Raw genomic sequence first — 21,447 nt, forward strand, 5'->3', positions numbered from 1 at the left:
AACGCTGTGGAACACCGTGCCGCACTCCGGTGCGCGCGCATGAACTTCTGAAATTTCTGGGGAACACGATGCTTGCGCAATTGCTAAGACTGCTCAGACGCCTTTGGCCGATCACCGTGCTGGCCACGATGATGGGCGCGGCGAGCGGGATCGCCACCGCCGCCCTGCTGGCCGTCACCAACCGCACGCTGCAAAGCGGCACCGACGCCCTGCCCACCCTGCTGCTGAGCTTCGCGGGACTGTGCGCGATCGCGCTGATCGGCGAGGTGGTCTCGGATATCGGCAACAACATCGTCGGGCAGCGCGTGATCGCGATGCTGCGCAAGGATCTGAGCGAGCGCATTCTGGCCGCTCCCATCGGCCAGATCGAGCAGTTCCGCAGCCATCGGCTCGTGACCGCGCTCAATCAGGATATCGATACGATCAGCTCGTTTTCCTTCATGTTTTCGAGCCTCGCCATCGCCACGGCGACGATTCTGGGCTGCCTCGGCTATCTGCTGGTGCTGTCGCCGGTCATGCTGCTGATCGCGATTGCCGCGATTGCCATCGGTTCGGTGGTGCAGACGCTCGCGCGCCGCGTGGGCATCGGCCGTTTCGGTCAGGCGCGCGCCGCCGAAGATCGCCTGCAAAAACACTATCGCTCGATCACCGACGGCGCGAAGGAACTGCGCCTGAACGGCCAGCGCCGCCGCTTCGTCTTCGATAACGAACTGAGCGGCACCATCGACGAAATCCAGCGCCTGCGCGTGCGCGCGGCGAACGTGTTCGTGTCGGCCAATGCGTTCGGCTCGCTGCTGTTCTTTATCGTGGTCGGGTTGATGCTCGCGCTGCAGCACGGCGTGGCGGGCGCGGACCGCGCCATCGCCACCGGCTTCGTGCTGGTGCTGCTGTACATGAAGGGGCCGATCCAGGAGATCGTCGGCGCGCTGCCGTCGATCGGCCGCGCGCAGGTGGCGTTCCAGCGCATCGCCGAACTGCAGGCGCGCTTTTCGACGCGCGAACCGGCTCTGGTGGTCGAAGGCGCAAACGTACAACCTGGCGCGCAAAGCTGGGAGAACTTCACGTCGATCTCGCTCGATCACGCGCATTACCGCTTCGCCGCGCCGCTCGCGACCGGCGACGACGATAAAAACAAGCACGCGGATCAAAACGATTCGCCCGCGCCTGGCGGCTTCGCGCTCGGCCCGGTCGATCTGACCATCGCGCGCGGCGAGACGCTCTTTATCGTCGGCGAAAACGGCTGCGGCAAGACCACGCTGATCAAGCTGCTGCTCGGCCTCTATCGTCCCGATGCGGGGCAGTTGCAAGTGGACGGCCAGCCCGTCGACGACCGCGATCTCGACGCTTATCGCCAGCTCTTTTCGGCGGTGTTTTCCGACTACTACCTGTTCGACACGCTGATTCCGGGCGAAGCGCGCCTGGGCGCCCAGGCGCAGCGCTATCTCGAACGCCTCGAAATCGCCCATAAGGTGCAGGTGCGCGACGGCGCGTTCACCACCACCGATCTCTCGACCGGCCAGCGCAAGCGGCTTGCGCTCGTGCACGCGTATCTCGAACAGCGCCCGGTGATGGTGCTCGACGAATGGGCCGCCGATCAGGACCCGACCTTCCGCCGCGTGTTCTACACCGAGATCCTGCCGGACCTGAAGCGCCAGGGCAAAACGCTGATCGTGATTTCGCACGACGACCGTTATTTCGATGCGTCGGATCGCTATATCCGGCTGGAGAACGGCCGCATCGTCGAGGAAGTGCGTCCGCAGCGCACCGGCGAAGTCCAGCCCGCTCGCGCCGACGCGCACTGAAGCGCACTGAAGCGCCAGGAAGCTCGCACACCAACGCAACCGATACCGAAAGCCATGCCCGATTTTTCGTTCGCTCACCGCCTTCGCCAGCTGCATCGCCAGCTTGACGCTTTGCGCGCGCCGGCCGCGCTCGGCGGCGCGCTGGCCGTCGCGCTGCTGCTGCAAAGCTGCGCCACGCCGCCGCGCGATACGCAGACGTCGTTCGCCCCGCAAGGCGGCCCGTACCAGGTCGATATCCGCCGCACCGCGCTCGGCATTCCGCACGTGAAAGCCGACGACTGGGGCAGCCTCGGCTACGGCTATGGCTACAGTCAGGCCGAAGACAATCTCTGCACGATGGCCGAAGCCTTCGTGACCTATCGCGGCGAGCGCTCGCGCTACTTCGGCCCGCAGGCGCGGCCCGAAACCGGCGCGACCTTCGGCCAGCCGGACAATCTGGACGCCGACTTCTTCTTCCGCTTCGTCGCCGACGATGCCGCCGTCGCCCGTTACCGCGACAGCCAGACGCCGACCATGCGCAAGCTGATCGACGGTTTCGTCGATGGCTACAACCGCTATGCGGGCGAAGTGCGCGCGGGCGATCACGCAGGCGCGCACGCGGCCTGCCGCGGCGCAGCGTGGCTCACGCCGATTGCGCGCGCCGATGTCTACCGCCGCCTCTACGCCGCGAATCTCGCGGGCGGCGAAGCGCGCTTCGTCGCGGCGATCGCGACCGCGCAGCCGCCCGCCGCCCAGGCCGCCGCCGAACCTCACGCCGCCATCGGCCAACACGCCGAAACGCTTGCCGCAACCGCGCCGCTCGACTACGTGGGCGGTCAGGCGGGCATCGGCAGCAACGCCCTCGCCTTTGGCGCGGACGCGACCCACGACGGCCGCGCGCTGCTGTTCGGCAATCCGCACTGGTTCTGGACCGGCCCCGACCGCTTCTACCAGGCACAGCTGACGATTCCCGGCCAGCTCGATGTGAGCGGCGTGTCGTTCCTCGGCGTGCCGCTGATCGTGATGGGCTTCAACCAGAACGTCGCGTGGACCCACACGGTTTCCAGCGCGAAGCGCTTCGGCGTGTTCCAGCTCAAGCTGGTGCCGGGCGCGCCCACGCGCTACGTCTACGACGGCCACGAAGAAGCCATGACGCCGGTGCGCCTGAACGTGCAGGCGCGCGCCGCCGACGGCACGCTGCACACCGTCACGCGCACGCTCTACCGCTCGCGCTTCGGCCCGCTGGTGAATCTGGGCGCGCTGTCGCCCGCGCTCGGCTGGAACGCGCAGCAGGCCTTCGCGCTGCGCGACATCAACGCCGATAACTTCCGCGTGTTCGAAAACTTCCTCGACTGGGGCCAGGCGCGCTCGCTCGACGATTTCATCGCGATCCAGAAGCGCAACGCGGCGGTGCCGTGGGTCAACACGTTCGCGATCGGGCGCGGCGATCCGCGTGCCTGGTATGCGGATATCGGCGCGGTGCCGGACGTGAGCGCCGCGCTCGCGCAACGCTGCACGCCGCCGCTCGGGCACGCCGTCGCCGCGCGCATGCCGGGCCTGCCTTTCCTCGACGGTTCGCGCAGCGACTGCGATTGGCAGAGCAATGCGCAGGCAGCGCAGCCCGGCGCCATGCCGGCCGCCGATCTGCCCTCGCTCGCGCGCCGCGATTACGTAGGCAATTTCAACGGCAGCTACTGGCTCACCAATCCGGCCGCGCCGCTGACTGGCTTCGCGCCGGTGGTCGGCGAAACCGGCACCGCCCAGTCGCTGCGCACGCGTCTGGGTCACGAGATCGCCGCGCAGCAGATGGCGCAGCCGGGCCGCGTGAACCCCGCCTCGCTTATGCAAAGCGTGCTCGACAGCCGCGCGATGTCGGCTGTGCTGTTCAAGGATGCGGTGCTCGCGCGCGTCTGCACGCCCGCCGCGACCGCACACGACGCCGATCTGCACGAAGCCTGCAGCGTGCTGGCCGCCTGGAACGACGAAGGCAGCGCGAACGCACGCGGCGCGACGCTGTGGGACGTCTACTGGAAGCAGCTCGCGGCGATCCCGGCGCAGCAGCTCTATGCCGTGCCCTTCGATCCGCAGCAGCCGCTGACGACGCCCGCGGGCATCGCCGCCGATCCGGCCACGCTCACCGCCGCGCTGCGCAAGGCGATCGCCACGCTGCGCGGCGCGGGTCTCGCGCTCGATGCGCCGCACGACGCCGCGCTCTACGTGCAGCGCGACGACGCACGCATCGGCCTGTACGGCGGCTGCGACGCCGAAGGCTATTTCACGGCGGCCTGCGCCATGCATCCGTTCGATAAGGAAGCCGAATCGATGAACCGCAACCCGAATGGCAACACGTATCTGCAAGTGGTGTCGTTCGACGATCACGGCGTCCTCGCGCATACGCTGATCGCCTCGTCCGAATCCGACGATCCGGCCTCGCCGCATTACGCCGATGGCGTGCGCGCCTACGCGGCGCAGCGCTGGCTGGCCGTGCCGTTCACCGAAGAAGCGATCACGCGCGAAACGCAGAGCCGCCGCGTGCTCAGCAGCCCGTCCACGCAGATGCAATAACCCGACACTGGCATGGAGGACCGACCGCATGTCATATCTCGCCTCGCAAACGGAACTCACCCCGCGCTACGGCCAGCGGCTGTCGCGCAGCCGCGCGGCGCGCAGCGCGTCGAACTCGCCCGTCTTCACGACGCACCGGCTCACGCGGCGCTATCCCGCGCAGCTCAAGATGCCCGATGCCGGCGTGCTGCATCTGTGGCGCTTTCGCGCCAGCTGGCTGCCGGTGGCGATCCACGAAAGCGAAAAATGGCTGTCCGACGCCGAGCGTAATCGCGCGCGCTTTCATCCGAACGCGGCGCTGCGCCATCGCTATATCGCGAGCCGCGTGATGCTGCGCTGGATCGGCGCGAATCTGACTGGCTTGCCGCCGCGCGAAGTGCAGATCGTCGATGGACACGGCGAGCATCGCGGCGCGCAGATCGTGGTCGGCGATCGGTGTTTGAGTGTGGATATCGCGTTTGGCGGCATCTGGGTGTTGATCGGCATCGGGCCGTCGACGCTGGGACTGGGCATTACGATGCCGCGTCCCGGCAGCGAAACCAGCGGCGCGGAGGACCTCGCGCGCGCGAGCGTGTGGGAATTCGCCCAGGCCAGCACGCGCCGCCAGCAGGAAGACGCCAGCCGCCGCCACGCCGATGCGCTGCGCCGCACCGCGCGCCACACCAGCCTGTCGGGCGCGATGCGGGTCGAAGATGCGACGGCGGCAGGCGACGACCTCGACGAACTTGACGAAGACAGCCCCGCCGTCTGGATCGATCTCGCCGACGAAGGCCGCTGGCATGTAATCGACGTGCCGATGCCCGGCGAGATTCGCGGCGCGATCTCGGTGTCGCAGCCGGTCAGGCAGATTCACGCGGTAGGCTGGATCGGGCCTTAAGCGCCGTTGCGCGCGCTGCTGCCGGGCTTTGCAAAGGCGAGGCAGCAGGCGTAGCCGGGCACATCGTCGAGCCAGCGGTAGTGCAACTGGCTGGCCGCGCCGAACTCCCCGGCGCTGCCGGGCACGTGCGGCGATGCGGCACGCTCCACGCCGCCCTCGCCCGCCAGATCGACGCCCAGCGCCAGCAGTCCGTGCGCGATGCCCAGACCCAGCGCCTTGAGCAAGGCTTCCTTCGCGGTCCAGCAGTGCATGAACAGCGCGGCCTGCGATGGCGGCGGCGCGCTGTCGAGCGCCTGCCGCTCGGCGGGCGTGCACACGAGCCGCGAGAGACCGCGCCAGTCGATCGACGCGTTGTGCTGCTCGATGTCGATACCGACCTCGCGCGTGCGGGAAAGCGCGATCAACGCGTGATTGCCCGCGTGCGAGACGTTGAACGATAGCCCGATGTGATCCTGCAACTGCGGCTTGCCGCGCTCGGAAAAGACGAAGCGCAGCGCGTCGGGCGCATCGCCGATGGCATCGGCGAGCAACTGGCGCAACACGGAGCGCGTGACGGCGAAACGGATCTGATCGGCGCGCTGGAGATAGCGCTGCGCCCTGGCGCGCTCGGCATCGTCGAGAAAAGGCGCGTCGGCGGGCGTCTGCGCGAAGTCGAAGTCGACACGCCAGAGCGCGATATCGTCGGGCCAACGGCCGCGCGCGGCGAGCCGCTGCGGTCGAGCGCCGGCGCTTTGCGTCGCCGGGCTGATGGGCTGTCCGGCGTCGGGCCGGGCTGAAGCATCGAACACCATCCGCTTATGCCATCGCTTGAAAAATGAACTTTGAATGATAATGCATCTTATTACCGACACAAAAGCTATACTGCCCCGGTCGATCAAGACCGCAGACAGGTCGCTGAAAACGGGCAAAAACGGACGATAGCGCCCGCAGCCGCCTTGCCAGCTGGAATGTTATGGAAGACTTTTCGAATCGAACGGACAACGCGCTCATCATGCCCGATCCGGCCGCTGCTGCGGCGCCGGAGGACGTTCTGCCGCCCGTGTACGGCGAGGCGATCGAGTACGAAGCGGGCGCGCGCGAATTCGCGCACCGGCATGCTCACGCCCAGTTGCTCTACGCCACGAGCGGGCTGATCCGCGTGCGCACGCCGGCCGCGAGTTGGGTCGTGACGCCCGATTGCGCGATGCTCGTGCCGCCTTTCGTCGAGCACGAACTGGAGATGGTCGGCAAGGTGGGGTTTCGCACGCTCTATCTCGATCCGTGTCCGCTGAACGCCTCCGACGAAGGCCGTCTATTGCCGGTCGGCGGCCTGCTGCGCGAGGCGATTCTCGCGCTCGTGAAGGAGCCCGCGCGAACGCGCGCGCCCGGCAGTCTCGCCGATATCCTCACCCAGTTGATCGTCAAACTGCTCGCCGCGGCCACGCCCGCCGACGAGCCGCCCGGCCGCCTGCCGCTGCCGCAGCATCCGCGTCTGCACCGCATCTGCCAGGCGCTGATCGAAGAGCCCGCCAACAGCGATTCGCTCGAACATTGGGGCGACCGTTTCGGCGCGAGTTCGCGCACGCTCGCGCGGCATTTCCAGCGCGAAACCGGCATGCCGTTCGCGAAATGGCGCGAGGAAATGCGCGTGTCGGAAGCGATGTGCCTGCTGTCCACGCATACGCCCATCGACGAAGTCGCCCGCTATCTCGGTTACGCCGACGCCAGTTCCTTCGCCGTGATGTTCAAGCGCGTGCTGCATATGACGCCAGTGAAATACCAGTCGATGATGCGCTCGGGTGTGGTGGAGGCGTAGTGTCTCGCCGGACGCTGGCCGTCCTGGCTGGCGCGGTCGCGCACAGTCGCGCTAATTGAGCGGTTTTCTGCGCTGTTTTCGTCGCTGCTTGTGGCTAGCTCGCACGCTTACAATCAAGGGCCAATGATTGACCCACGAATTGTTCCGATTGCAGAGAAAGCTATGAGCGCCCAAGCACTTTCACATCATGACTGGCGCCGCGCGCGGCGGCTTCTGACTTGTCTCGCCGTAGCGTCGGCGGCGCTGGCCGCATCGGCCGTTCATGCGGCGGGCTGGACCACCGTGGCGTCCGTGCCGAACCGATGGACCGAATCGGTCAACACCGATTCCATCGTGCGCGAAGGCGCCATTCGCCGCGCCTGGATTCAGATTCGCTACGCCGAGCCCACGGCGATTTCGCACGCGCTCGCGCCGGTAACGTTGCTCAAGCAACGAATCGCGTTCGACTGCAAAAAACATCAGACCTCGCTGACTAGCCGCCTGAGCTACGACGCGCAAGGCCAGTTGCTGGATCGCGTCGACACGCTGCCCACGGTCAGCAACGAAACCTTCACCGATGTCGAACCCGACACCGAACTCGACCGGGCGTTCAAGTTCGTCTGCGCCTCGTAACCATTCGCATACCGTAACAATGCGCGGCTCCGCCGAGGCGAAACCGCGCGCTGCTTCTAGTCAGCGGTTACAGATACCGCGCCTGATCCAGATCCGAGATCAGCGACGGCCCGCTCGGCCGCCAGCCCAGACGCGCCTGCGTCAGGGCGCTGGAAGCAGGCATATCCATGCCGACGAACATCGCCATCCAGCCGAACTGCGCTTGCGCCTGCTCCGCCGGAATCGACACGACCGGCAGTTTCAGGCCGCGCCCGAGCGACTCGGCGATCTCGCGGCTGCTGACACCCTCTTCGCCGACCGCGTGATAACGCGCGCCGCGCTCCGCTTTTTCGATCGCCAGCCGATAAAGCCGCGCGACATCGGATAGATGCCCGGCCGGCCAGCGGTTGCGCCCCTCGCCGACATAGGCCACCGCGCCTTTTTCGCGCGCAATCGCAATCAGCGGCGAAATCAGCCCTTGCCTGAACGGGTTGTGCACCTGCGGCAAACGCATCACCGAAACATTCACGCCCGCTTCGAGCAGCGCATTACCCGCGATTTCCGAGCCGATGCGCGGATTGGGATGCGTCGTATTGAACACGTCCTCGCGCGCAAGCTCGCCCTGTTCGCCGCTGCCGACGCCGGTGCCCGACGTAATCAGCAGCGGCCGGTCCGAACCGGCCAGCACGGAACCCAGCGCCGCAATCGCGCGCTTGTCCTTTTCGCAGTTCTCCACGAAGCGGGAAAAATCGTGATCGAACGCCGCGTGAATGACCGCATCCGCGTTTTCGGCCCCGCGCTTGAGGCTTTCGACGTCTTCGAGCGTGCCGAAGTGCGCCTGGGCGCCCGCTTGCGCAAGTGCCTGCGCACCGGCGTCCGAGCGCGTCATGCCGCTCACCTGATGGCCGGCCTGAATCAGTTCAGGGATAAGGGCCGAGCCGATAAAACCGGTCGCGCCCGTCAAAAAGATTCGCATCGTCAACTCCTTCTGGTCGTGACCTCCGCACTATCTGACGGATTCTTATTCCGTTAAAGTAGTGACGGTATCATGGTAAAACGACTAACAGGATTCCCATGTCGGTCACCACGTCCTCCCCCAGTTCCACCTCGCTCGGCGACTTCCTGAAGAGCCGCCGCACCCGGCTCGATCCCGCGAGCTTCGGCTTTTCCGGGCGGCGGCGCACGCCTGGCCTGCGTCGCGAGGAAGTCGCGCAGCGCGCCAATATCAGCCCGACCTGGTACACATGGCTCGAACAGGGGCGCGGCGGCGCGCCCTCGGCGAGCGTGCTCGAACGCATCGCGGGCGCGCTGATGCTCACCCACACCGAACGCGAACATCTCTTCATGCTCGGCCTCGGCCGGCCGCCGGAAGTGCGCTACCGCGCCGTCAACGACGTGCATCCGCGCTTGCAGCGCTTTCTGGATTCGCTGCCGTCGAGTCCTGCCATCATCAAGAATCCCGTCTGGGACGTGATCGCGTGGAATCGCGCCGCTGCGGTCGTGCTGACCGACTACGGCGCGCTGCCGCCCGACGGCCGCAATATCCTGCGCTTTCTGTTCGGTCATGCCGAGGTGCGCGCGAAACAGCATGACTGGGAGAGCGTCGCGCGTTTTGTGGTGGGCGCGTTTCGGGCCGATGTGGCGCGCGCGGGTCTGGTGTCGGAGGCGGGCGAACTCGTCGAGGAACTGAGTAGCGTGAGCCCGGAATTCGCCGCGCTTTGGCGCGAGAACGACCTGCACAATCACGCCGATGGCGGCGTCAAGCGCCTGCAGCATCCCGTGCTTGGCGCGATCGAGCTGGAGTATTCGGCTTTTGCCGTCGATGGCCGACCGGATCTGGGCATGATCGTCTATACGCCGCTCGACGACGATATGGCCGCACGCATCAAGACACTCGCCGACAGCGCGACGCTGGCCGCGCCCGCTGCGACGGCCACGCCGGAATAAACCGGAGCGCCGAAGCCGCGATCGTTGCACAACCCGGTTGGACAACCCCGGCCGGACAATCCCGCTCAATCGTCCCCCACGCCGTACCGGTTTCCGGCTGACAATCTGTACCGGTACTGTACCGATCCATCTCGTTACACTGACTCCTCGACGATCATCAGGATCGCCATCTTTTCCCCGGAGTCTTCGCCTCATGCTGCCCGAAATGCTCAGCGCCCTGCCTGCCGGCATGCTGTTCGTGGTCGTCACGTCCATTACGCCCGGCCCGAACAACACGATGCTGCTCACCTCCGGCGTCAACTTCGGCTTCCGGCGCACGGTGCCGCATATGCTCGGTATCAGCGCGGGCGTCGTGGTCCTGATGCTGTGCGTGGGTTTCGGTCTGGGCGAAGCGTTCCGGCGCATTCCCGTGCTGTACACGGTGCTCGAAGCCGCGAGCGTGGCTTATCTGCTGTGGCTGGCGTGGAAGATCGGCACCTCGGGCGGCATGAAGATCAAGAGTGGCGAGCGCCGCCCGATGCGCTTTCACGAAGCCATCGCGTTTCAGTGGATCAACCCCAAGGCGTGGATGATGGTGCTCACGGCCGTGACCACGATTCGTCTGTCGACGGACTTCGGCCTCAATATCGTAGCGATGGCCGTGCTGTTCTACGTGGTCGGCCTGCCCTGCATCTGCGTGTGGGCGGCGTTCGGCACGGGCATGCGCCGTTTTCTCGCCGATCCGCGCCGCCTGCGCCTGTTCAACATCGCCATGGCGCTGTCGCTGGTCGCGTCGATGTATCCGCTGCTTGTGCATCTGCTGCAGCGCTGATCCGTCTCATCAGGATTGCCGATCAAATCCTTTTGCCGATGCGCTCGATGAACCGCCAGAGCGCATCGTCGAGCGAATACGGCGCGTTGAAACGGAACCACGCGCTGGCCGCGTCGTCGGGGCGGAAATAGGAGCCGGGCGCGAGCCAGATGCCGTCGCGCAACGCAGCGGTGGCGACCTCACCGGCGCGCGCCGCTTCAACCGGCAGGCGCACCAGCATGAACAGGCCCGCGCGCGGCCGGCAGAATGGCTCCAGCCCCAGCGAATCGATACGATCTTCGAACGCCGCATGCGCGGCTTTCAACTGCTCGTTGACGATCTCGACGTGGCGCGTGTAACGCCCTTCCACCAGCACCTTGTCGACGATGCGCTCGATCGTCTCCGAAGACGTCAGACCCACCGCCATCTTCGCGCGCGCGAGTTCGCGCAGCACGTCGCGCTCCGCGACCACATAACCGCAGCGCAGCGAAGGCGTCACCGTCTTCGAAAATCCGCTCACATAAAGCACGCGGCGCAGGCCTTCCATCGCGGCCAGCAGCGGCGCGCCGGGCGGCGCGAGTTCGCGGCTCACATCGTCTTCCACGACCCACATGCGTTCGCGTTCCGCGATCTGCAGCAGCCGGAATGCGTTGGCCATCGTGTAGGTCGCGCCGGTGGGATTCTGCAGCGTCGTGTTGACGAAGATCGCCTTCGGACGATGGGCGGCCACCTGCTGTTCGAGCGCGTCGAGATCAAGCCCGGCGGGCGTGCGCGGCACGCCATGCACGGTGAGGCCCGCCAGCTTGAGAATCTGCAGCAGGTTGCAGTAACCGGGATCTTCCACCAGCACGGCGTCGCCGGGACGCAGCAGCGTGCGCACGATCAGATCGAGGCCTTGCGTCGCGCCCTGCGTGAGCAGCACGTTGCCGGTTTCGACCGGCAAACCCTGGCGGTCCAGTTGCGCGGCGATGCGCTCGCGCAGCGGCGCAAAACCGTACGGGTGGCCGTAGTCGCCCAGACGCACTGCGGGCACGCGGCTCGTCGCGCGCAATGCGTGATGCAGGCCGGTTTCGTTGATCCACTCGGCCGGCATCCAGCCGCAGCCCGCCTTGATCGGCACCGAATGATCGGCGAAAACGTCGGACAGCAGCCAGGTGGCCGTGAGCGCGGGCGGCTGCCAGACGGCCGCGCCGGCACTCGCACGCGGCGCGGCTTCGCGCGGCGCCACGCGATACCCCGAGCCGCGCCGCGCCACCACCAGCCCCATCGACACCAGACGGTTGTACGCGTCCGTCACCGTATAGGTGGACAGCGCGTGCGATTGCGCCAGTTGGCGCACCGAAGGCAGCAGCGCGCCCGCGCGCAGCGAGTTGCCCTCGATCGCCTGTGCGAAGGCCCGCACCAGTTGCTCGACAAGCGTGGCGGCGGCCCCGCGGCCGCGTTCCAGTTCGAATTCGATCATGAGAATGTGAGCGGCACGTTGCGCACCGACCAATACAGTTGCGGCAGATTGTCCAGCACGGTTATCAGCGCAGTATAGAGACTGTATATGCCGCGCTTCAAGCCCGGACGCTACATTCTGTTCAACCACTTTGGAGGAGAAACTCATGACTTCGCGCCCCGTCATCGACGATCTTTCGTCGTTCTGGATGCCCTTTACGGCCAACCGTCAGTTCAAGGCCGCGCCGCGCCTGCTGGAATCGGCCAAGGGCATGTATTACCGCACGACCGACGGCCGTGAGGTGATGGACGGCAGCGCCGGTCTCTGGTGCGTGAACGCGGGTCACGGTCGCGATGAAATCGTCGCGGCGATTGCGCAACAGGCGGGCAAGCTCGACTTCGCGCCCACCTTCCAGATGGGTCACCCGCTCGCGTTCGAAGCGGCCAGCAAGATCGCCGAAATCATGCCGGAAGGCCTCGACCGCGTGTTCTTCACGAACTCGGGTTCGGAATCGGTCGATACGGCGCTGAAGATCGCCCTCGCCTACCATCGCTCGCGCGGCGAAGGCCAGCGCACCAAGCTGATCGGCCGCGAGCGCGGCTATCACGGCGTGGGCTTCGGCGGCATTTCGGTCGGCGGGATTGGCGCGAATCGCAAGACCTTTTCGGGCCAGTTGCTGCCCGCCATCGATCATCTGCCGCACACGCACAACCTCGAACAGAACGCTTTCACGAAGGGCCAGCCTACGTGGGGCGCGCATCTCGCGGATGACCTCGAACGCATCGTCGCGCTGCACGATGCTTCGACGATCGCCGCCGTGATCGTCGAGCCGGTTGCCGGTTCGACGGGCGTGCTGATTCCGCCGCAAGGCTATCTGCAACGTCTGCGCGAGATCTGCACGAAGCACGGCATCGTGCTGATTTTCGACGAAGTCATCACCGGTTTCGGCCGTCTGGGCAAGGCCACGGCGAGCGAGTATTTCGGCGTGACGCCGGACATCATCACGATGGCCAAGGCGATCAACAACGCTGCCGTGCCGATGGGCGGCGTGGCCGTGAGCCGCACGATCCACGACACGGTGGTCAACAGCGGCGCGCCGGGCGCGATCGAACTGTTCCACGGCTACACGTATTCGGCGCACCCGCTGGCTGCGGCGGCTGCGATCGCCACCCAGGATCTGTACCGCCGCGAAGGCCTGTTCGAACGCGCGCACAGCCTCGCGCCAAAGTTCGAAGCCGCCGCGCACGCGCTGCGCGACGCGCCGCACGTGAAGGACGTGCGCAACCTGGGCATGGTTGCGGGCATCGAGCTCGATTCGCGCGACGGCGCAGTGGGCGCGCGCGCTTACGAGGTGTTCGTGAAGTGCTTCGAAGCGGGCGTGCTGATCCGCTTCACGGGCGATATTCTCGCGTTCTCGCCGCCGCTCATCATCACCGAAGAGGAAATCGAGCGCCTGTTCGGCACGGTGCGCGAAGTGCTGACGAAGGTCGCGTAACGCGGCTTCGGCATTGCGCGGTTGCAACGGCCTGCTCGCTTCGAGCGGGCCGTTTTGCTTTCAGTTGGCGCGCATTCGTCCGATCATCATGCGCGCACGGCGGGCGTCATCGGCGTATCGTTGGCTGATGGACACGGCAAGGCGGGAGGTCTGGCGATGAAGACACCAATTCGCGTGGGCGCGCACATCGAAGGCGTTCACTGGGTAGCGGAATATACGGCGGCGACACACGAGATTCGCGTGTTCCGCGAAGGCCACGAGTTCGAGACGATCGCGGCGCCGCCCGCATTGCTGGGCGAAGAGGAAGAAGCGGGATCGGCCAGCGACGCGGCGAGCCGCGCGGAAGATGCCGCGGTGCTCGCCGTGCTGCGCCAGTATGTGGCGGAGCACGACGCCGCCGAGTAAGCACTTGCAGGGCACGCGCGAGGCGTGCCCTTTTGCATCGATCCGGCGGCCCGGCGATCCGGCGATCAGGCCTTTTCTGCCGCCGCAGCGTCTTCCTCGCGGAAGATCTTATCGGCCAGATGGAAGGCCGAATTCGCCGCCGGCACGCCGCAGTAGATTGCGGTCTGCAGCAGCACTTCCTTGATTTCCTCGCGCGTCACGCCGTTGTTCTTCGCGGCACGCAGATGGAGCGCCAGCTCCTCGTTGCGATTGAGCGCGACCATCATCGAGATCGTCAGCAGGCTGCGCGTGTGGCGCGGCAGACCTTCGCGCGTCCAGATTTCGCCCCACGCATAGCGCGAAATGAGTTTCTGGAATTCTTCGGTCAGGTCCGTGCGGTTGGCGATCGAGCGATCGACGTGCGCGTCGCCCAGCACCGCGCGACGCACCTTCAAACCCGCTTCGTAGCGATCGTCTTCGTTCATTTCGACTCCAGCAGGAAACTCAGGACTACCTTGTTGAATTCGTCCGTCAATTCGACGTTCGAGATGTGCGAGGCATTCAGTTCGACGTAACGGCCGCCCGGCACCGATTCGGCGAGTTCGCGGCCCTGTGCGGGCGTGGCGGCCAGATCGTGCGTGCCCGAGATCACGAGCGTCGGCGCCTTGATCGAGGCGGCTTCGCCGCGCAGATCGGCGGCGTTGAGCGCGTCGCAGTTCGAAGCGTAGCCGTCCTTGTCGGTGTGCACGAAGACGTCGCGCGCCTGCGCGATCACGAGCGGGTTGCGCTCCATGAATTCGGCCGTGAACCAGCGCGGCAGCACTGCATCCGCGAGCGACAGCATGCCTTCGTTGCGGGCCTTCGCCGCGCGCGGCTCCCACACTTGCGGCGAGCCGATCTTCGCCGCCGTATTGCACAGCACGAGACGGTCGATGCGGCTCGCGAAACGCGCGCCCAGGCCCACGCCCGTGAGACCGCCCATCGAGACGCCGCAGAAATGCGCGCGCGCGATGCCGAAATGATCGAGCAGGCCGATCACGTCGCCGGTCAGTTGCTCGATGGTGTACGGACCTTGCGGCGCGGCCGAGTGACCGTGGCCGCGCGTGTCGTAGCGCAGCACGCGGAAGTGCTTCGAGAATTCGACGAGTTGGGGCGTCCACATCGACACATCGCTGCCGAGCGAGTTCGACAGAACCAGCCAGGGCGCGTCGGTGTTCTCTGCGCCATCGATGCGGTAGAACAGCTGCGTGTCGTTGACGGCTGCGTAAGGCATGCGGTTACTCCTGATGAGTCTGCGATGAAGAAGGGGGCGTGCGCTGCAAGGCGCTCGCATACGACGCGAGCACCGCGTCGACGAACGCGTGCGCTTCGCCCACGTAATTGGCGGGATCGAGCAGCGCCTTCAGGCGCGCTTCGTCCAGATGTTGCGTGACGGCGGGTTCGGCCGCCAGCACGTCGTACAGCGTGCGGCCCGACTGCACCGCCGATTTCGATGCGCGCTCAACCAGATGATGCGCATCCAGACGGCCGATGCGGTCTCCCAGCGCGAGCATCACGGCTTCGCCCAGAATCAGGCCGTGCGTGACGTCGAGATTCGCGGCGAGACGCTCGGGACGCACTTCGAGTCCGCCCGCGATCTGCTCGATCTGTGCAAGCGCACCGCCGGCGAGGCGGGCGAGCTCGGGCAGCGCGTCCCATTCGGCCTGCCAGCCGCCGAGCGCGCGTTCGTGCTCCTGCACCATGCCCGCGAACACTGTGGCGACGAGACCAGGCGCGCGCGTCGCGGCGGTCAGCACAGCCGCGCAACCCACCGGATTGCGCTTGTGCGGCATGGTCGACGAACCACCCTTGCCTGCCGCCGCAGGCTCGCCGAGTTCGCCGATTTCGGTCTGCATCTGCAGCGAAATATCGCGCGCGATCTTGCCGAGCGTGCCGATCAGCATGCCGAAGAACGAAGCGGCTTCGGCGATGCGATCGCGCTGCGTGTGCCACGGCAGCGCGGGCTGCGCGAGGCCGAGGTCTTTGGCGAGTTCGGCGCTGACGTTCGCAGCGGCAGCGCGCAGGCTCGCGAGCGTGCCCGCCGCGCCGCCGAACTGCAGCACCAGCGCGCGTTCGCGCAGCGCAGCCAGACGGTCGCGATGACGCAGCAGCGTGTCGAGCCACTGCGCGAATTTGAGGCCGAGCGTAATCGGCAAAGCCTGTTGCAGCCAGGTGCGGCCCACAGCGGGCGTCGCGCGATGCGCACGCGCGAGATCGGCAACTTTTGCGCAGGTGGCGTCGAGGCTGGTTTCGATCAGCGCGAGCGCGTCGCGCAGTTGCAGCACGGTCGCGGTATCGATGATGTCCTGGCTCGTCGCGCCCCAATGCACGAATTTGGCGGCTTCGGGGTCGGCGTCTTTCACGCGCGCCGTCAATTGCTTGACGAGCGGAATCGCCAGATTGCCGCCCAGCGCGGCGTCGCGTGCGAGCGCTTCGGCGTCGAGCTGGCTGGCCTTGCAGGTCGCAACGATGGCGTCCACGGCGCTGTGCGGAATCACGCCATGGACTGCCGAAGCGCGCGCCAGCGCCGCTTCCACGTCGAGCATGCGCTGCAGCGTGGCCTCGGTCGACCAGACGGCGTTCATCGGCTCGGTGCCGCAGATCAGGCTCGTGAGGCGTTCAATCATGGATCGATATGAAAAAAGTCTGGATGCGCGCGCGACAAACATCGCGCGCAAATGCAGATGGCGCGACGCCCGGCGACGATTGCCGCCAGACGCCGCGCCACGCTGATTCACATACGTTAAGCGCGTTGCAGGAGTTTACGCTGCGCGGCGGTTTTGCGTCGCGTCGATCAGCGCCACGCCGGCAAGCTTCTGCAGCGCGTCAAAGTCGATATCCGAATAGATTTCGCGCACTTCGAGGCCATCCGGCGTCACGTCGAACGCAGCGAGGTCGGTGTAGATGCGGCCCACGCAGCCCACGCCCGTGACCGGGTACGAGCATTCGTTTACGAGCTTGCTTTCGCCCTGCTTCGTGAGCAGTTCCATCATCACGAACACCTGCTTGGCGCCCAGTGCGAGGTCCATTGCGCCGCCCACGGCGGGGATCGCATCGGGTGCGCCGGTGTGCCAGTTCGCCAGGTCGCCCTTCACGGACACCTGGAACGCGCCCAGCACGCAGTAGTCGAGGTGGCCGCCGCGCATCATCGCGAACGAATCCGCGTGATGGAAGAACGCGCCGCCGGTGAGCAGCGTGACGTGCTGCTTGCCTGCGTTGATCAGTTCGTCGTCTTCCGCGCCAGCCGCCGGTGCCGGGCCCATGCCGAGCAGACCGTTTTCGCTGTGCAGGAAGATTTCCTTGCTCGGATCGAGGTGGTTGGCCACCAGCGTCGGCACGCCGATACCGAGATTCACATAAGCGCCCTCAGGAATGTCCTGAGCCACGCGTTGAGCCATTTCGTCGCGATTCAACCGTTTCATTGCTTAACTCCGTAGCTTCAGGCGGCCTGACCGGCTTGCTGCGCTTGATGCGCCGCCTGCGGCACTTCAACGACGCGTTGCACGAAAATGCCCGGCGTCACGATGTTTTCGGGGTCCAGAGCGCCGAGTTCGACGACCTCCGAGACCTGCGCGATCGCAACCTTCGCCGCGCTCGCCATGATCGGGCCGAAGTTGCGCGCCGTTTTACGATAGACCAGATTGCCCCAGCGATCGCCCTTGTACGCCTTGATGAGCGCGAAGTCGGCGTGCAGCGGCGCTTCGAGCACGTAATGGCGGCCGTCGATCAGGCGCGTTTCCTTGCCTTCGGCCAGCTTCGTGCCGTAGCCCGTGGGCGTGAAGAAACCGCCGATACCTGCGCCCGCCGCGCGGATGCGCTCGGCCAGGTTGCCCTGCGGCACGAGTTCGAGCTCGACTTCGCCGGCGCGATACAGGCCGTCGAACACGTACGAGTCGGTCTGGCGCGGGAACGAGCAGATGATCTTGCGGACCCGTTTGGCCTTGAGCAGCGCGGCCAGACCCGTGTCGCCGTTACCGGCGTTGTTGTTCACGATCGTCAGCTCGCGCGAGCCTTGCGCGATCAGCGCGTCGATCAGTTCCGCCGGCATCCCGGCCGTGCCGAAGCCGCCGATCATGACCGTGGCGCCGTCCTGAATGTCGGCGACGGCGGCTTGAAGCGAATCAAAAATCTTGTTGATCATGCCTGTTCCTGAAAGCGATGCGCATCGCGGAAAGTCCACGCCACCCGATCGCGAAAAGTTCTATATACGAACACTGATTCGTTTAGCGAACGTCCAGCGCATTATCGGAGTGTGAATGCGCGCTTGTCAAGGCGGGGTGAACCCGAGGCCGTTATCGTCGGAAGCGCGCTTTATCAGACGAAATGCCAATCCCCGCGCGGCTGTGCGCAGTTTCCCCAATATCGGGAATTCCGATTCATGCACTAAGGTTTATCCCGTTTCGACATAGTCCTGCCTGCCCCGCCTTCCGATGCACGACCTCGACCTGAACCTGATTCCCTACCTCGTGGCGATGGAGGAGACGCGCAACGTCAGCCGCGCGGCCGAGCGTCTGGGCGTGAGCCAGCCGCGTGTGAGCACCGCGCTGGGCAAGCTGCGCGAGTACTTCAATGATCCGCTTTTCGTGCGCACTTCGCGCGGTATGGAGCCCACTCCGCGCGCGCTTGGCCTGATTCCGGCGGCGCGCGATGCGCTGGTGCGGATCGAGAAAGGCATGCTCGAAGCGCAGGAGTTCGATCCGGCCACCAGCACGCACACGTTTTCGATTGCGCTATCGGATGTCGGCGAGATCGTGTTTTTGCCGCGTCTGGTGCAGATGTTCGCGAAGCGCGCGCCGCACGCGAATCTGCGCTCGGTCTCGCTGCCGCCGAACCAGGTGGAACGCGGCCTGGAATCGGGCGACGTCGATCTGGCCGTCGGCTATTTCCCGGACCTGGGCGGCAATAACTTCTTCCAGCAGCGCCTCTTCACGCACCGCTTCATCTGCCTGATGCGCAGCGACCATCCGCTCGCCGGCAAGACGATGACGATGGAACAGTTTCTCGGCCTCGGTCACGCGGTCGTGCGCGCCGAAGGCCGCAGCCAGGAAATTCTCGAGCACTATCTGGAGAAGAACCGCCTGCGCCGGCGCGCGGTGCTGGAAACGCCGCACTTCATGAGTCTGCCGTTCATCCTCACGCGCACCGATCTGATTGCGACGGTGCCGCACGCGATCGGCTTCGCCTATGTTTCCGAGCACGCGTCGATCACCCTGGTCGAGCCGCCGCTGCCCTTGCCGCGCTTCGATCTCAAGCAGCACTGGCATCGCAAGTATCACAACGCGCCGCGCGGCGAATGGCTGCGCAGCACGGTCGCCGAACTGTTCAACGATGCGATGGACGAATGGCCTAAATAAGGCGCGTTAAGGCGATCGCGCCGTGAAGCTGCGCGTGTGTGCGGGAATCGTGGAACAATGCGCCTTTCGTGGTCGACGTCGCAGCGGCGCGGCCACCTGACAGGAGCCGATGCATGAGCGACGAAAAGAACGCAGAAAAAGCGAAGAAACGGAAGTCGAAGTCCACTGTTACGACGGCGCCCGCCAGCGTCGAGCGCCCCTCGCGCGCGCAGGCCGAAGACGCCGTGCGCGTGCTGCTGCGCTGGGCCGGCGACGATCCCTCGCGTGAAGGTCTGCTCGATACGCCCGCGCGCGTCGTGCGCTCTTACGAAGAATTTTTCGCGGGCTACGAACACGATCCGCGCGAGATCCTCTCGCGCACCTTCTCCGAAGTCGATGGCTACGACGAAATGATCGTGCTGAAGGACATCCGCTTCGAAAGCTACTGCGAACACCACATGGTGCCGATCATCGGCCGCGCGCACGTGGCCTATCTGCCCGAGCATCGCGTGGTGGGGATTTCGAAGCTGGCGCGCCTGGTCGACGCGTTCGCCAAGCGTTTGCAGATCCAGGAAAAGATGACCGCGCAGATCGCCGATACGCTCAACGAAGTGCTTCAGCCCAAAGGCGTGGGCGTGATTCTCGAAGCGGCGCACCAGTGCATGTCCACGCGCGGCGTGCATAAGGCCGGCGTGACGATGGTGACCTCGCGCATGCTCGGCACCTTCCGCAGCGATCCTTCGACGCGCCGCGAATTCCTCTCCATCGTCGGCAATCCCGGCGTGATGAGCGTGCCGAATACCTGAACGCCGGCTGAGTTTTCCGCGTTTTTCCGATCGGAAACTTCAAGACACGCGCGGGACTTCAAAACTGCAATGTCCCGCGCGACCCTTTAAAACAAGGGGTTTTCTTCAGGGCGCTTCGTTGCCGCGCTCGATCTCGCGAATCTTGCCCTGGCGCACGCTGCTGCCTGCCGGCACGCTATGCGTGAGCCACACATTCCCGCCAATCACCGAACCGCGCCCGATCGTCACGCGCCCGAGAATGGTCGCGCCCGCGTAAATCACCACATCGTCTTCGACGATCGGGTGACGCGCATTGCCCTTCACGAGCGTGCCGTCGAGATCGGCGGCGAAACTCTTCGCGCCCAGCGTGACCGCCTGATAGACGCGCACGCGCTCGCCGATGATCGCCGTTTCGCCGATCACCACGCCCGTGCCGTGATCGATAAAGAAGCTCGAGCCGATCTGCGCGCCGGGGTGAATGTCGATGCCGGTCGCCGAATGCGCGATCTCGTTGATGAAGCGCGCGAGCAAGGGCACGCCCATAAGATGCAGCGCATGCGCGAGCCGATGGTGCGTCATGGCCCAGACGCCCGGATAGCAGAGCAGAATTTCGGTGATGTGCTGCGCAGCGGGGTCGCCCGTGAAAGCGGCCTGAATATCGCTGACGAGCAATGCCCGAATGTCCGGCAGTTGATGGCCGAATTCGCGCGCCACTGCGAAGGCACGTGCACGCAGGACATCGTCGCCGGCTTCGGCGTTTTCGGGCAGGAAGCGCAGCGCGCGGCGGATCTGCTCCGCCAGCAGGCGCAAGGTGCTTTCGAGCGTATGACCGACGTAGTAATCGACGCTTTCGTCGGTGAGATCGGGCGCGCCGTAGTGCGTGGGAAAGAGCGCGGCGCGCAGGCCCGCGACGATGTTGACCACGGCTTCGCGCGAAGGCAGTTCGCGGATACCCAGCGGATGGCGCGTGCGATGACGTTCTTCACGCGACGCGCGCAAATCGGCGACGATCTGTTCGAGGCCCCAGTCGGGGGAAGCGGCATTTGACATGGTGACGCGGCGGCGGCGAAGGTGCGCCGTCCAGGAGTGTATCGACCCCAGAGGTTACCGCTTTTTGGGAGAGTTCGCCGAAGCGCCCTTTGGGCGGCTCAGAGCGTCACGCTGCTCGCATCGATCCAGCGAACGGCCCAGTCGCGCGCGTGGGCGATGGCGTCGGCTTCGTCGGAAAATCGCAGTTCGGCGGGAAAGAAACGGTTGGCCACCAGTTCGCCGTCGCTCGAGCGCGATATCACCACGTAGGGTTGATAAGCGCCGTCGCCGGTGCGTGCCGGTGCGCAATTGAGCAAATAGCCGCGATGCGTGAATGCAGCGTCGAAGTGCATGTGTCTCGTCCGCCCCTGCTTGCCTTGTCCGTTTTTGTAGGCGCGTGCAGGATCGTGCGGCAAAGCCACAGCGCGGCCCTTCGTTCGGGCCGTCTATCTAAAGCGCGCCAACTCGTTGAAAGAGGATCATACTCCCAGGAAATAAGGCGATCCAACGAAAAAAAACCGCGGCGGCTGGAAGCGTTTTCCTGGCGGCCGGGCTTGCTTTTCCGCCGGATATTGGGTTCGCAGCGGGTTTATGG

At 65.7% G+C, this 21,447-nt stretch carries 21 protein-coding genes; 11 read left to right on the forward strand and 10 right to left on the reverse strand.

Annotation, left to right across the window (positions count from 1 at the left end; genetic code table 11):
* The first annotated feature begins 68 nt into the window (after positions 1–68).
* From U5A67_RS06175 to U5A67_RS06185, 3 genes are read left to right on the forward strand one after another with little or no spacing between them, the layout of a single operon-like run.
* Entirely contained in the window at positions 69–1,802 is a 1,734-nt protein-coding gene (locus U5A67_RS06175; protein WP_321818503.1) for a cyclic peptide export ABC transporter, read from the forward strand.
* Positions 1,803–1,856: 54 nt separating this feature from the next.
* Entirely contained in the window at positions 1,857–4,346 is a 2,490-nt protein-coding gene (locus tag U5A67_RS06180) for a penicillin acylase family protein (protein ID WP_321818504.1), read from the forward strand.
* Between the two features lie 28 nt (positions 4,347–4,374).
* Positions 4,375–5,223 (forward strand): hypothetical protein, encoded by an 849-nt coding sequence (locus tag U5A67_RS06185; RefSeq protein WP_321818505.1) that lies wholly within the window; start codon positions 4,375–4,377, stop codon positions 5,221–5,223.
* Here U5A67_RS06185 and U5A67_RS06190 read toward each other — a convergent pair.
* The gene (locus U5A67_RS06190) at positions 5,220–6,014 is read right to left on the reverse strand and encodes a 4'-phosphopantetheinyl transferase family protein (protein WP_321818506.1); all 795 of its coding nucleotides are present in this window, start codon (positions 6,012–6,014) and stop codon (positions 5,220–5,222) included. The genes U5A67_RS06185 and U5A67_RS06190 overlap by 4 nt on opposite strands.
* Before the next feature lie 161 nt (positions 6,015–6,175).
* Between U5A67_RS06190 and U5A67_RS06195 the strand changes: the two genes are divergently transcribed.
* Together U5A67_RS06195 and U5A67_RS06200 are read left to right on the forward strand one after the other, a co-directional pair.
* Positions 6,176–7,018 carry a helix-turn-helix transcriptional regulator gene (locus tag U5A67_RS06195; protein WP_321818507.1) on the forward strand — a complete coding sequence of 281 codons (843 nt, stop codon included), beginning with the start codon at positions 6,176–6,178 and terminating at the stop codon, positions 7,016–7,018.
* Positions 7,019–7,180: 162 nt separating this feature from the next.
* The gene (locus U5A67_RS06200) at positions 7,181–7,630 is read left to right on the forward strand and encodes a surface-adhesin E family protein (RefSeq protein WP_321818508.1); all 450 of its coding nucleotides are present in this window, start codon (positions 7,181–7,183) and stop codon (positions 7,628–7,630) included.
* 67 nt (positions 7,631–7,697) lie between these two features.
* Here the strand turns inward: U5A67_RS06200 and U5A67_RS06205 are convergent, their stop codons facing one another.
* Positions 7,698–8,585: an SDR family oxidoreductase gene (locus U5A67_RS06205; protein WP_321818509.1), complete on the reverse strand. Its 888-nt coding sequence runs from the start codon at positions 8,583–8,585 to the stop codon at positions 7,698–7,700.
* A 98-nt stretch (positions 8,586–8,683) separates the two neighbouring features.
* Between U5A67_RS06205 and U5A67_RS06210 the strand changes: the two genes are divergently transcribed.
* Both U5A67_RS06210 and U5A67_RS06215 read left to right on the forward strand, forming a co-directional pair.
* Positions 8,684–9,556, forward strand: coding sequence for a helix-turn-helix transcriptional regulator (locus U5A67_RS06210; protein WP_321818510.1), 873 nt, complete (start codon positions 8,684–8,686; stop codon positions 9,554–9,556).
* 193 nt (positions 9,557–9,749) lie between these two features.
* Positions 9,750–10,367: a LysE family translocator gene (locus U5A67_RS06215; protein WP_321818511.1), complete on the forward strand. Its 618-nt coding sequence runs from the start codon at positions 9,750–9,752 to the stop codon at positions 10,365–10,367.
* A 22-nt stretch (positions 10,368–10,389) separates the two neighbouring features.
* Here U5A67_RS06215 and U5A67_RS06220 read toward each other — a convergent pair whose 3' ends face one another.
* On the reverse strand, positions 10,390–11,808 hold the full coding sequence (locus tag U5A67_RS06220) for a PLP-dependent aminotransferase family protein (protein ID WP_321818512.1): 1,419 nt from the start codon (positions 11,806–11,808) through the stop codon (positions 10,390–10,392).
* Positions 11,809–11,953: 145 nt separating this feature from the next.
* Between U5A67_RS06220 and U5A67_RS06225 the strand changes: the two genes are divergently transcribed.
* Positions 11,954–13,282, forward strand: a complete 1,329-nt coding sequence (locus U5A67_RS06225) for an aspartate aminotransferase family protein (protein ID WP_321818513.1) — start codon at positions 11,954–11,956, stop codon at positions 13,280–13,282.
* A 156-nt stretch (positions 13,283–13,438) separates the two neighbouring features.
* Entirely contained in the window at positions 13,439–13,687 is a 249-nt protein-coding gene (locus tag U5A67_RS06230; RefSeq protein WP_205987665.1) for a hypothetical protein, read from the forward strand.
* A 65-nt stretch (positions 13,688–13,752) separates the two neighbouring features.
* Here the strand turns inward: U5A67_RS06230 and pcaC are convergent, their stop codons facing one another.
* From pcaC to U5A67_RS06255, 5 genes are all read right to left on the reverse strand, one after another.
* Positions 13,753–14,151 carry a 4-carboxymuconolactone decarboxylase gene (gene pcaC / locus U5A67_RS06235; RefSeq protein WP_205987666.1) on the reverse strand — a complete coding sequence of 133 codons (399 nt, stop codon included), beginning with the start codon at positions 14,149–14,151 and terminating at the stop codon, positions 13,753–13,755.
* A complete protein-coding gene (pcaD, locus tag U5A67_RS06240; protein WP_321818514.1) occupies positions 14,148–14,939 on the reverse strand; it encodes a 3-oxoadipate enol-lactonase in 792 nt (263 codons plus the stop codon). The genes pcaC and pcaD overlap by 4 nt, the downstream gene beginning before the upstream one ends.
* Before the next feature lie 4 nt (positions 14,940–14,943).
* Entirely contained in the window at positions 14,944–16,332 is a 1,389-nt protein-coding gene (locus U5A67_RS06245; protein WP_321818515.1) for a 3-carboxy-cis,cis-muconate cycloisomerase, read from the reverse strand.
* 135 nt (positions 16,333–16,467) lie between these two features.
* Entirely contained in the window at positions 16,468–17,127 is a 660-nt protein-coding gene (locus tag U5A67_RS06250; RefSeq protein ID WP_205987669.1) for a 3-oxoacid CoA-transferase subunit B, read from the reverse strand.
* Positions 17,128–17,144: 17 nt separating this feature from the next.
* The gene (locus U5A67_RS06255; protein ID WP_205987670.1) at positions 17,145–17,846 is read right to left on the reverse strand and encodes a 3-oxoacid CoA-transferase subunit A; all 702 of its coding nucleotides are present in this window, start codon (positions 17,844–17,846) and stop codon (positions 17,145–17,147) included.
* Positions 17,847–18,135: 289 nt separating this feature from the next.
* Between U5A67_RS06255 and U5A67_RS06260 the strand changes: the two genes are divergently transcribed.
* Positions 18,136–19,059 carry a LysR family transcriptional regulator gene (locus U5A67_RS06260; protein ID WP_321818516.1) on the forward strand — a complete coding sequence of 308 codons (924 nt, stop codon included), beginning with the start codon at positions 18,136–18,138 and terminating at the stop codon, positions 19,057–19,059.
* Between the two features lie 113 nt (positions 19,060–19,172).
* On the forward strand, positions 19,173–19,844 hold the full coding sequence (gene folE / locus U5A67_RS06265) for a GTP cyclohydrolase I FolE (RefSeq protein ID WP_205982778.1): 672 nt from the start codon (positions 19,173–19,175) through the stop codon (positions 19,842–19,844).
* A gap of 105 nt (positions 19,845–19,949) precedes the next feature.
* Here folE and epsC read toward each other — a convergent pair whose 3' ends face one another.
* A complete protein-coding gene (epsC, locus tag U5A67_RS06270) occupies positions 19,950–20,873 on the reverse strand; it encodes a serine O-acetyltransferase EpsC (protein ID WP_321818517.1) in 924 nt (307 codons plus the stop codon).
* A 98-nt stretch (positions 20,874–20,971) separates the two neighbouring features.
* Positions 20,972–21,205: a hypothetical protein gene (locus tag U5A67_RS06275; RefSeq protein ID WP_205982780.1), complete on the reverse strand. Its 234-nt coding sequence runs from the start codon at positions 21,203–21,205 to the stop codon at positions 20,972–20,974.
* Positions 21,206–21,447 lie beyond the last annotated feature (242 nt).

It is taken from the genome of Paraburkholderia sp. J69-1 (genome assembly GCF_905220255.1).
Lineage (GTDB): Bacteria > Pseudomonadota > Gammaproteobacteria > Burkholderiales > Burkholderiaceae > Paraburkholderia.

What these genes read in the sequence shown, in the direction of transcription:
- U5A67_RS06175 (WP_321818503.1), top strand. Translation starts at nt 69, where the DNA reads ATGCTTGCGCAATTGCTAAGACTGCTCAGACGCCTTTGGCCGATCACC.
- U5A67_RS06180 (WP_321818504.1), top strand. Translation starts at nt 1,857, where the DNA reads ATGCCCGATTTTTCGTTCGCTCACCGCCTTCGCCAGCTGCATCGCCAG.
- U5A67_RS06185 (WP_321818505.1), top strand. Translation starts at nt 4,375, where the DNA reads ATGTCATATCTCGCCTCGCAAACGGAACTCACCCCGCGCTACGGCCAG.
- U5A67_RS06190 (WP_321818506.1), bottom strand. Translation starts at nt 6,014, where the DNA reads ATGGTGTTCGATGCTTCAGCCCGGCCCGACGCCGGACAGCCCATCAGC.
- U5A67_RS06195 (WP_321818507.1), top strand. Translation starts at nt 6,176, where the DNA reads ATGGAAGACTTTTCGAATCGAACGGACAACGCGCTCATCATGCCCGAT.
- U5A67_RS06200 (WP_321818508.1), top strand. Translation starts at nt 7,181, where the DNA reads ATGAGCGCCCAAGCACTTTCACATCATGACTGGCGCCGCGCGCGGCGG.
- U5A67_RS06205 (WP_321818509.1), bottom strand. Translation starts at nt 8,585, where the DNA reads ATGCGAATCTTTTTGACGGGCGCGACCGGTTTTATCGGCTCGGCCCTT.
- U5A67_RS06210 (WP_321818510.1), top strand. Translation starts at nt 8,684, where the DNA reads ATGTCGGTCACCACGTCCTCCCCCAGTTCCACCTCGCTCGGCGACTTC.
- U5A67_RS06215 (WP_321818511.1), top strand. Translation starts at nt 9,750, where the DNA reads ATGCTGCCCGAAATGCTCAGCGCCCTGCCTGCCGGCATGCTGTTCGTG.
- U5A67_RS06220 (WP_321818512.1), bottom strand. Translation starts at nt 11,808, where the DNA reads ATGATCGAATTCGAACTGGAACGCGGCCGCGGGGCCGCCGCCACGCTT.
- U5A67_RS06225 (WP_321818513.1), top strand. Translation starts at nt 11,954, where the DNA reads ATGACTTCGCGCCCCGTCATCGACGATCTTTCGTCGTTCTGGATGCCC.
- U5A67_RS06230 (WP_205987665.1), top strand. Translation starts at nt 13,439, where the DNA reads ATGAAGACACCAATTCGCGTGGGCGCGCACATCGAAGGCGTTCACTGG.
- pcaC (WP_205987666.1), bottom strand. Translation starts at nt 14,151, where the DNA reads ATGAACGAAGACGATCGCTACGAAGCGGGTTTGAAGGTGCGTCGCGCG.
- pcaD (WP_321818514.1), bottom strand. Translation starts at nt 14,939, where the DNA reads ATGCCTTACGCAGCCGTCAACGACACGCAGCTGTTCTACCGCATCGAT.
- U5A67_RS06245 (WP_321818515.1), bottom strand. Translation starts at nt 16,332, where the DNA reads ATGATTGAACGCCTCACGAGCCTGATCTGCGGCACCGAGCCGATGAAC.
- U5A67_RS06250 (WP_205987669.1), bottom strand. Translation starts at nt 17,127, where the DNA reads ATGAAACGGTTGAATCGCGACGAAATGGCTCAACGCGTGGCTCAGGAC.
- U5A67_RS06255 (WP_205987670.1), bottom strand. Translation starts at nt 17,846, where the DNA reads ATGATCAACAAGATTTTTGATTCGCTTCAAGCCGCCGTCGCCGACATT.
- U5A67_RS06260 (WP_321818516.1), top strand. Translation starts at nt 18,136, where the DNA reads ATGCACGACCTCGACCTGAACCTGATTCCCTACCTCGTGGCGATGGAG.
- folE (WP_205982778.1), top strand. Translation starts at nt 19,173, where the DNA reads ATGAGCGACGAAAAGAACGCAGAAAAAGCGAAGAAACGGAAGTCGAAG.
- epsC (WP_321818517.1), bottom strand. Translation starts at nt 20,873, where the DNA reads ATGTCAAATGCCGCTTCCCCCGACTGGGGCCTCGAACAGATCGTCGCC.
- U5A67_RS06275 (WP_205982780.1), bottom strand. Translation starts at nt 21,205, where the DNA reads ATGCACTTCGACGCTGCATTCACGCATCGCGGCTATTTGCTCAATTGC.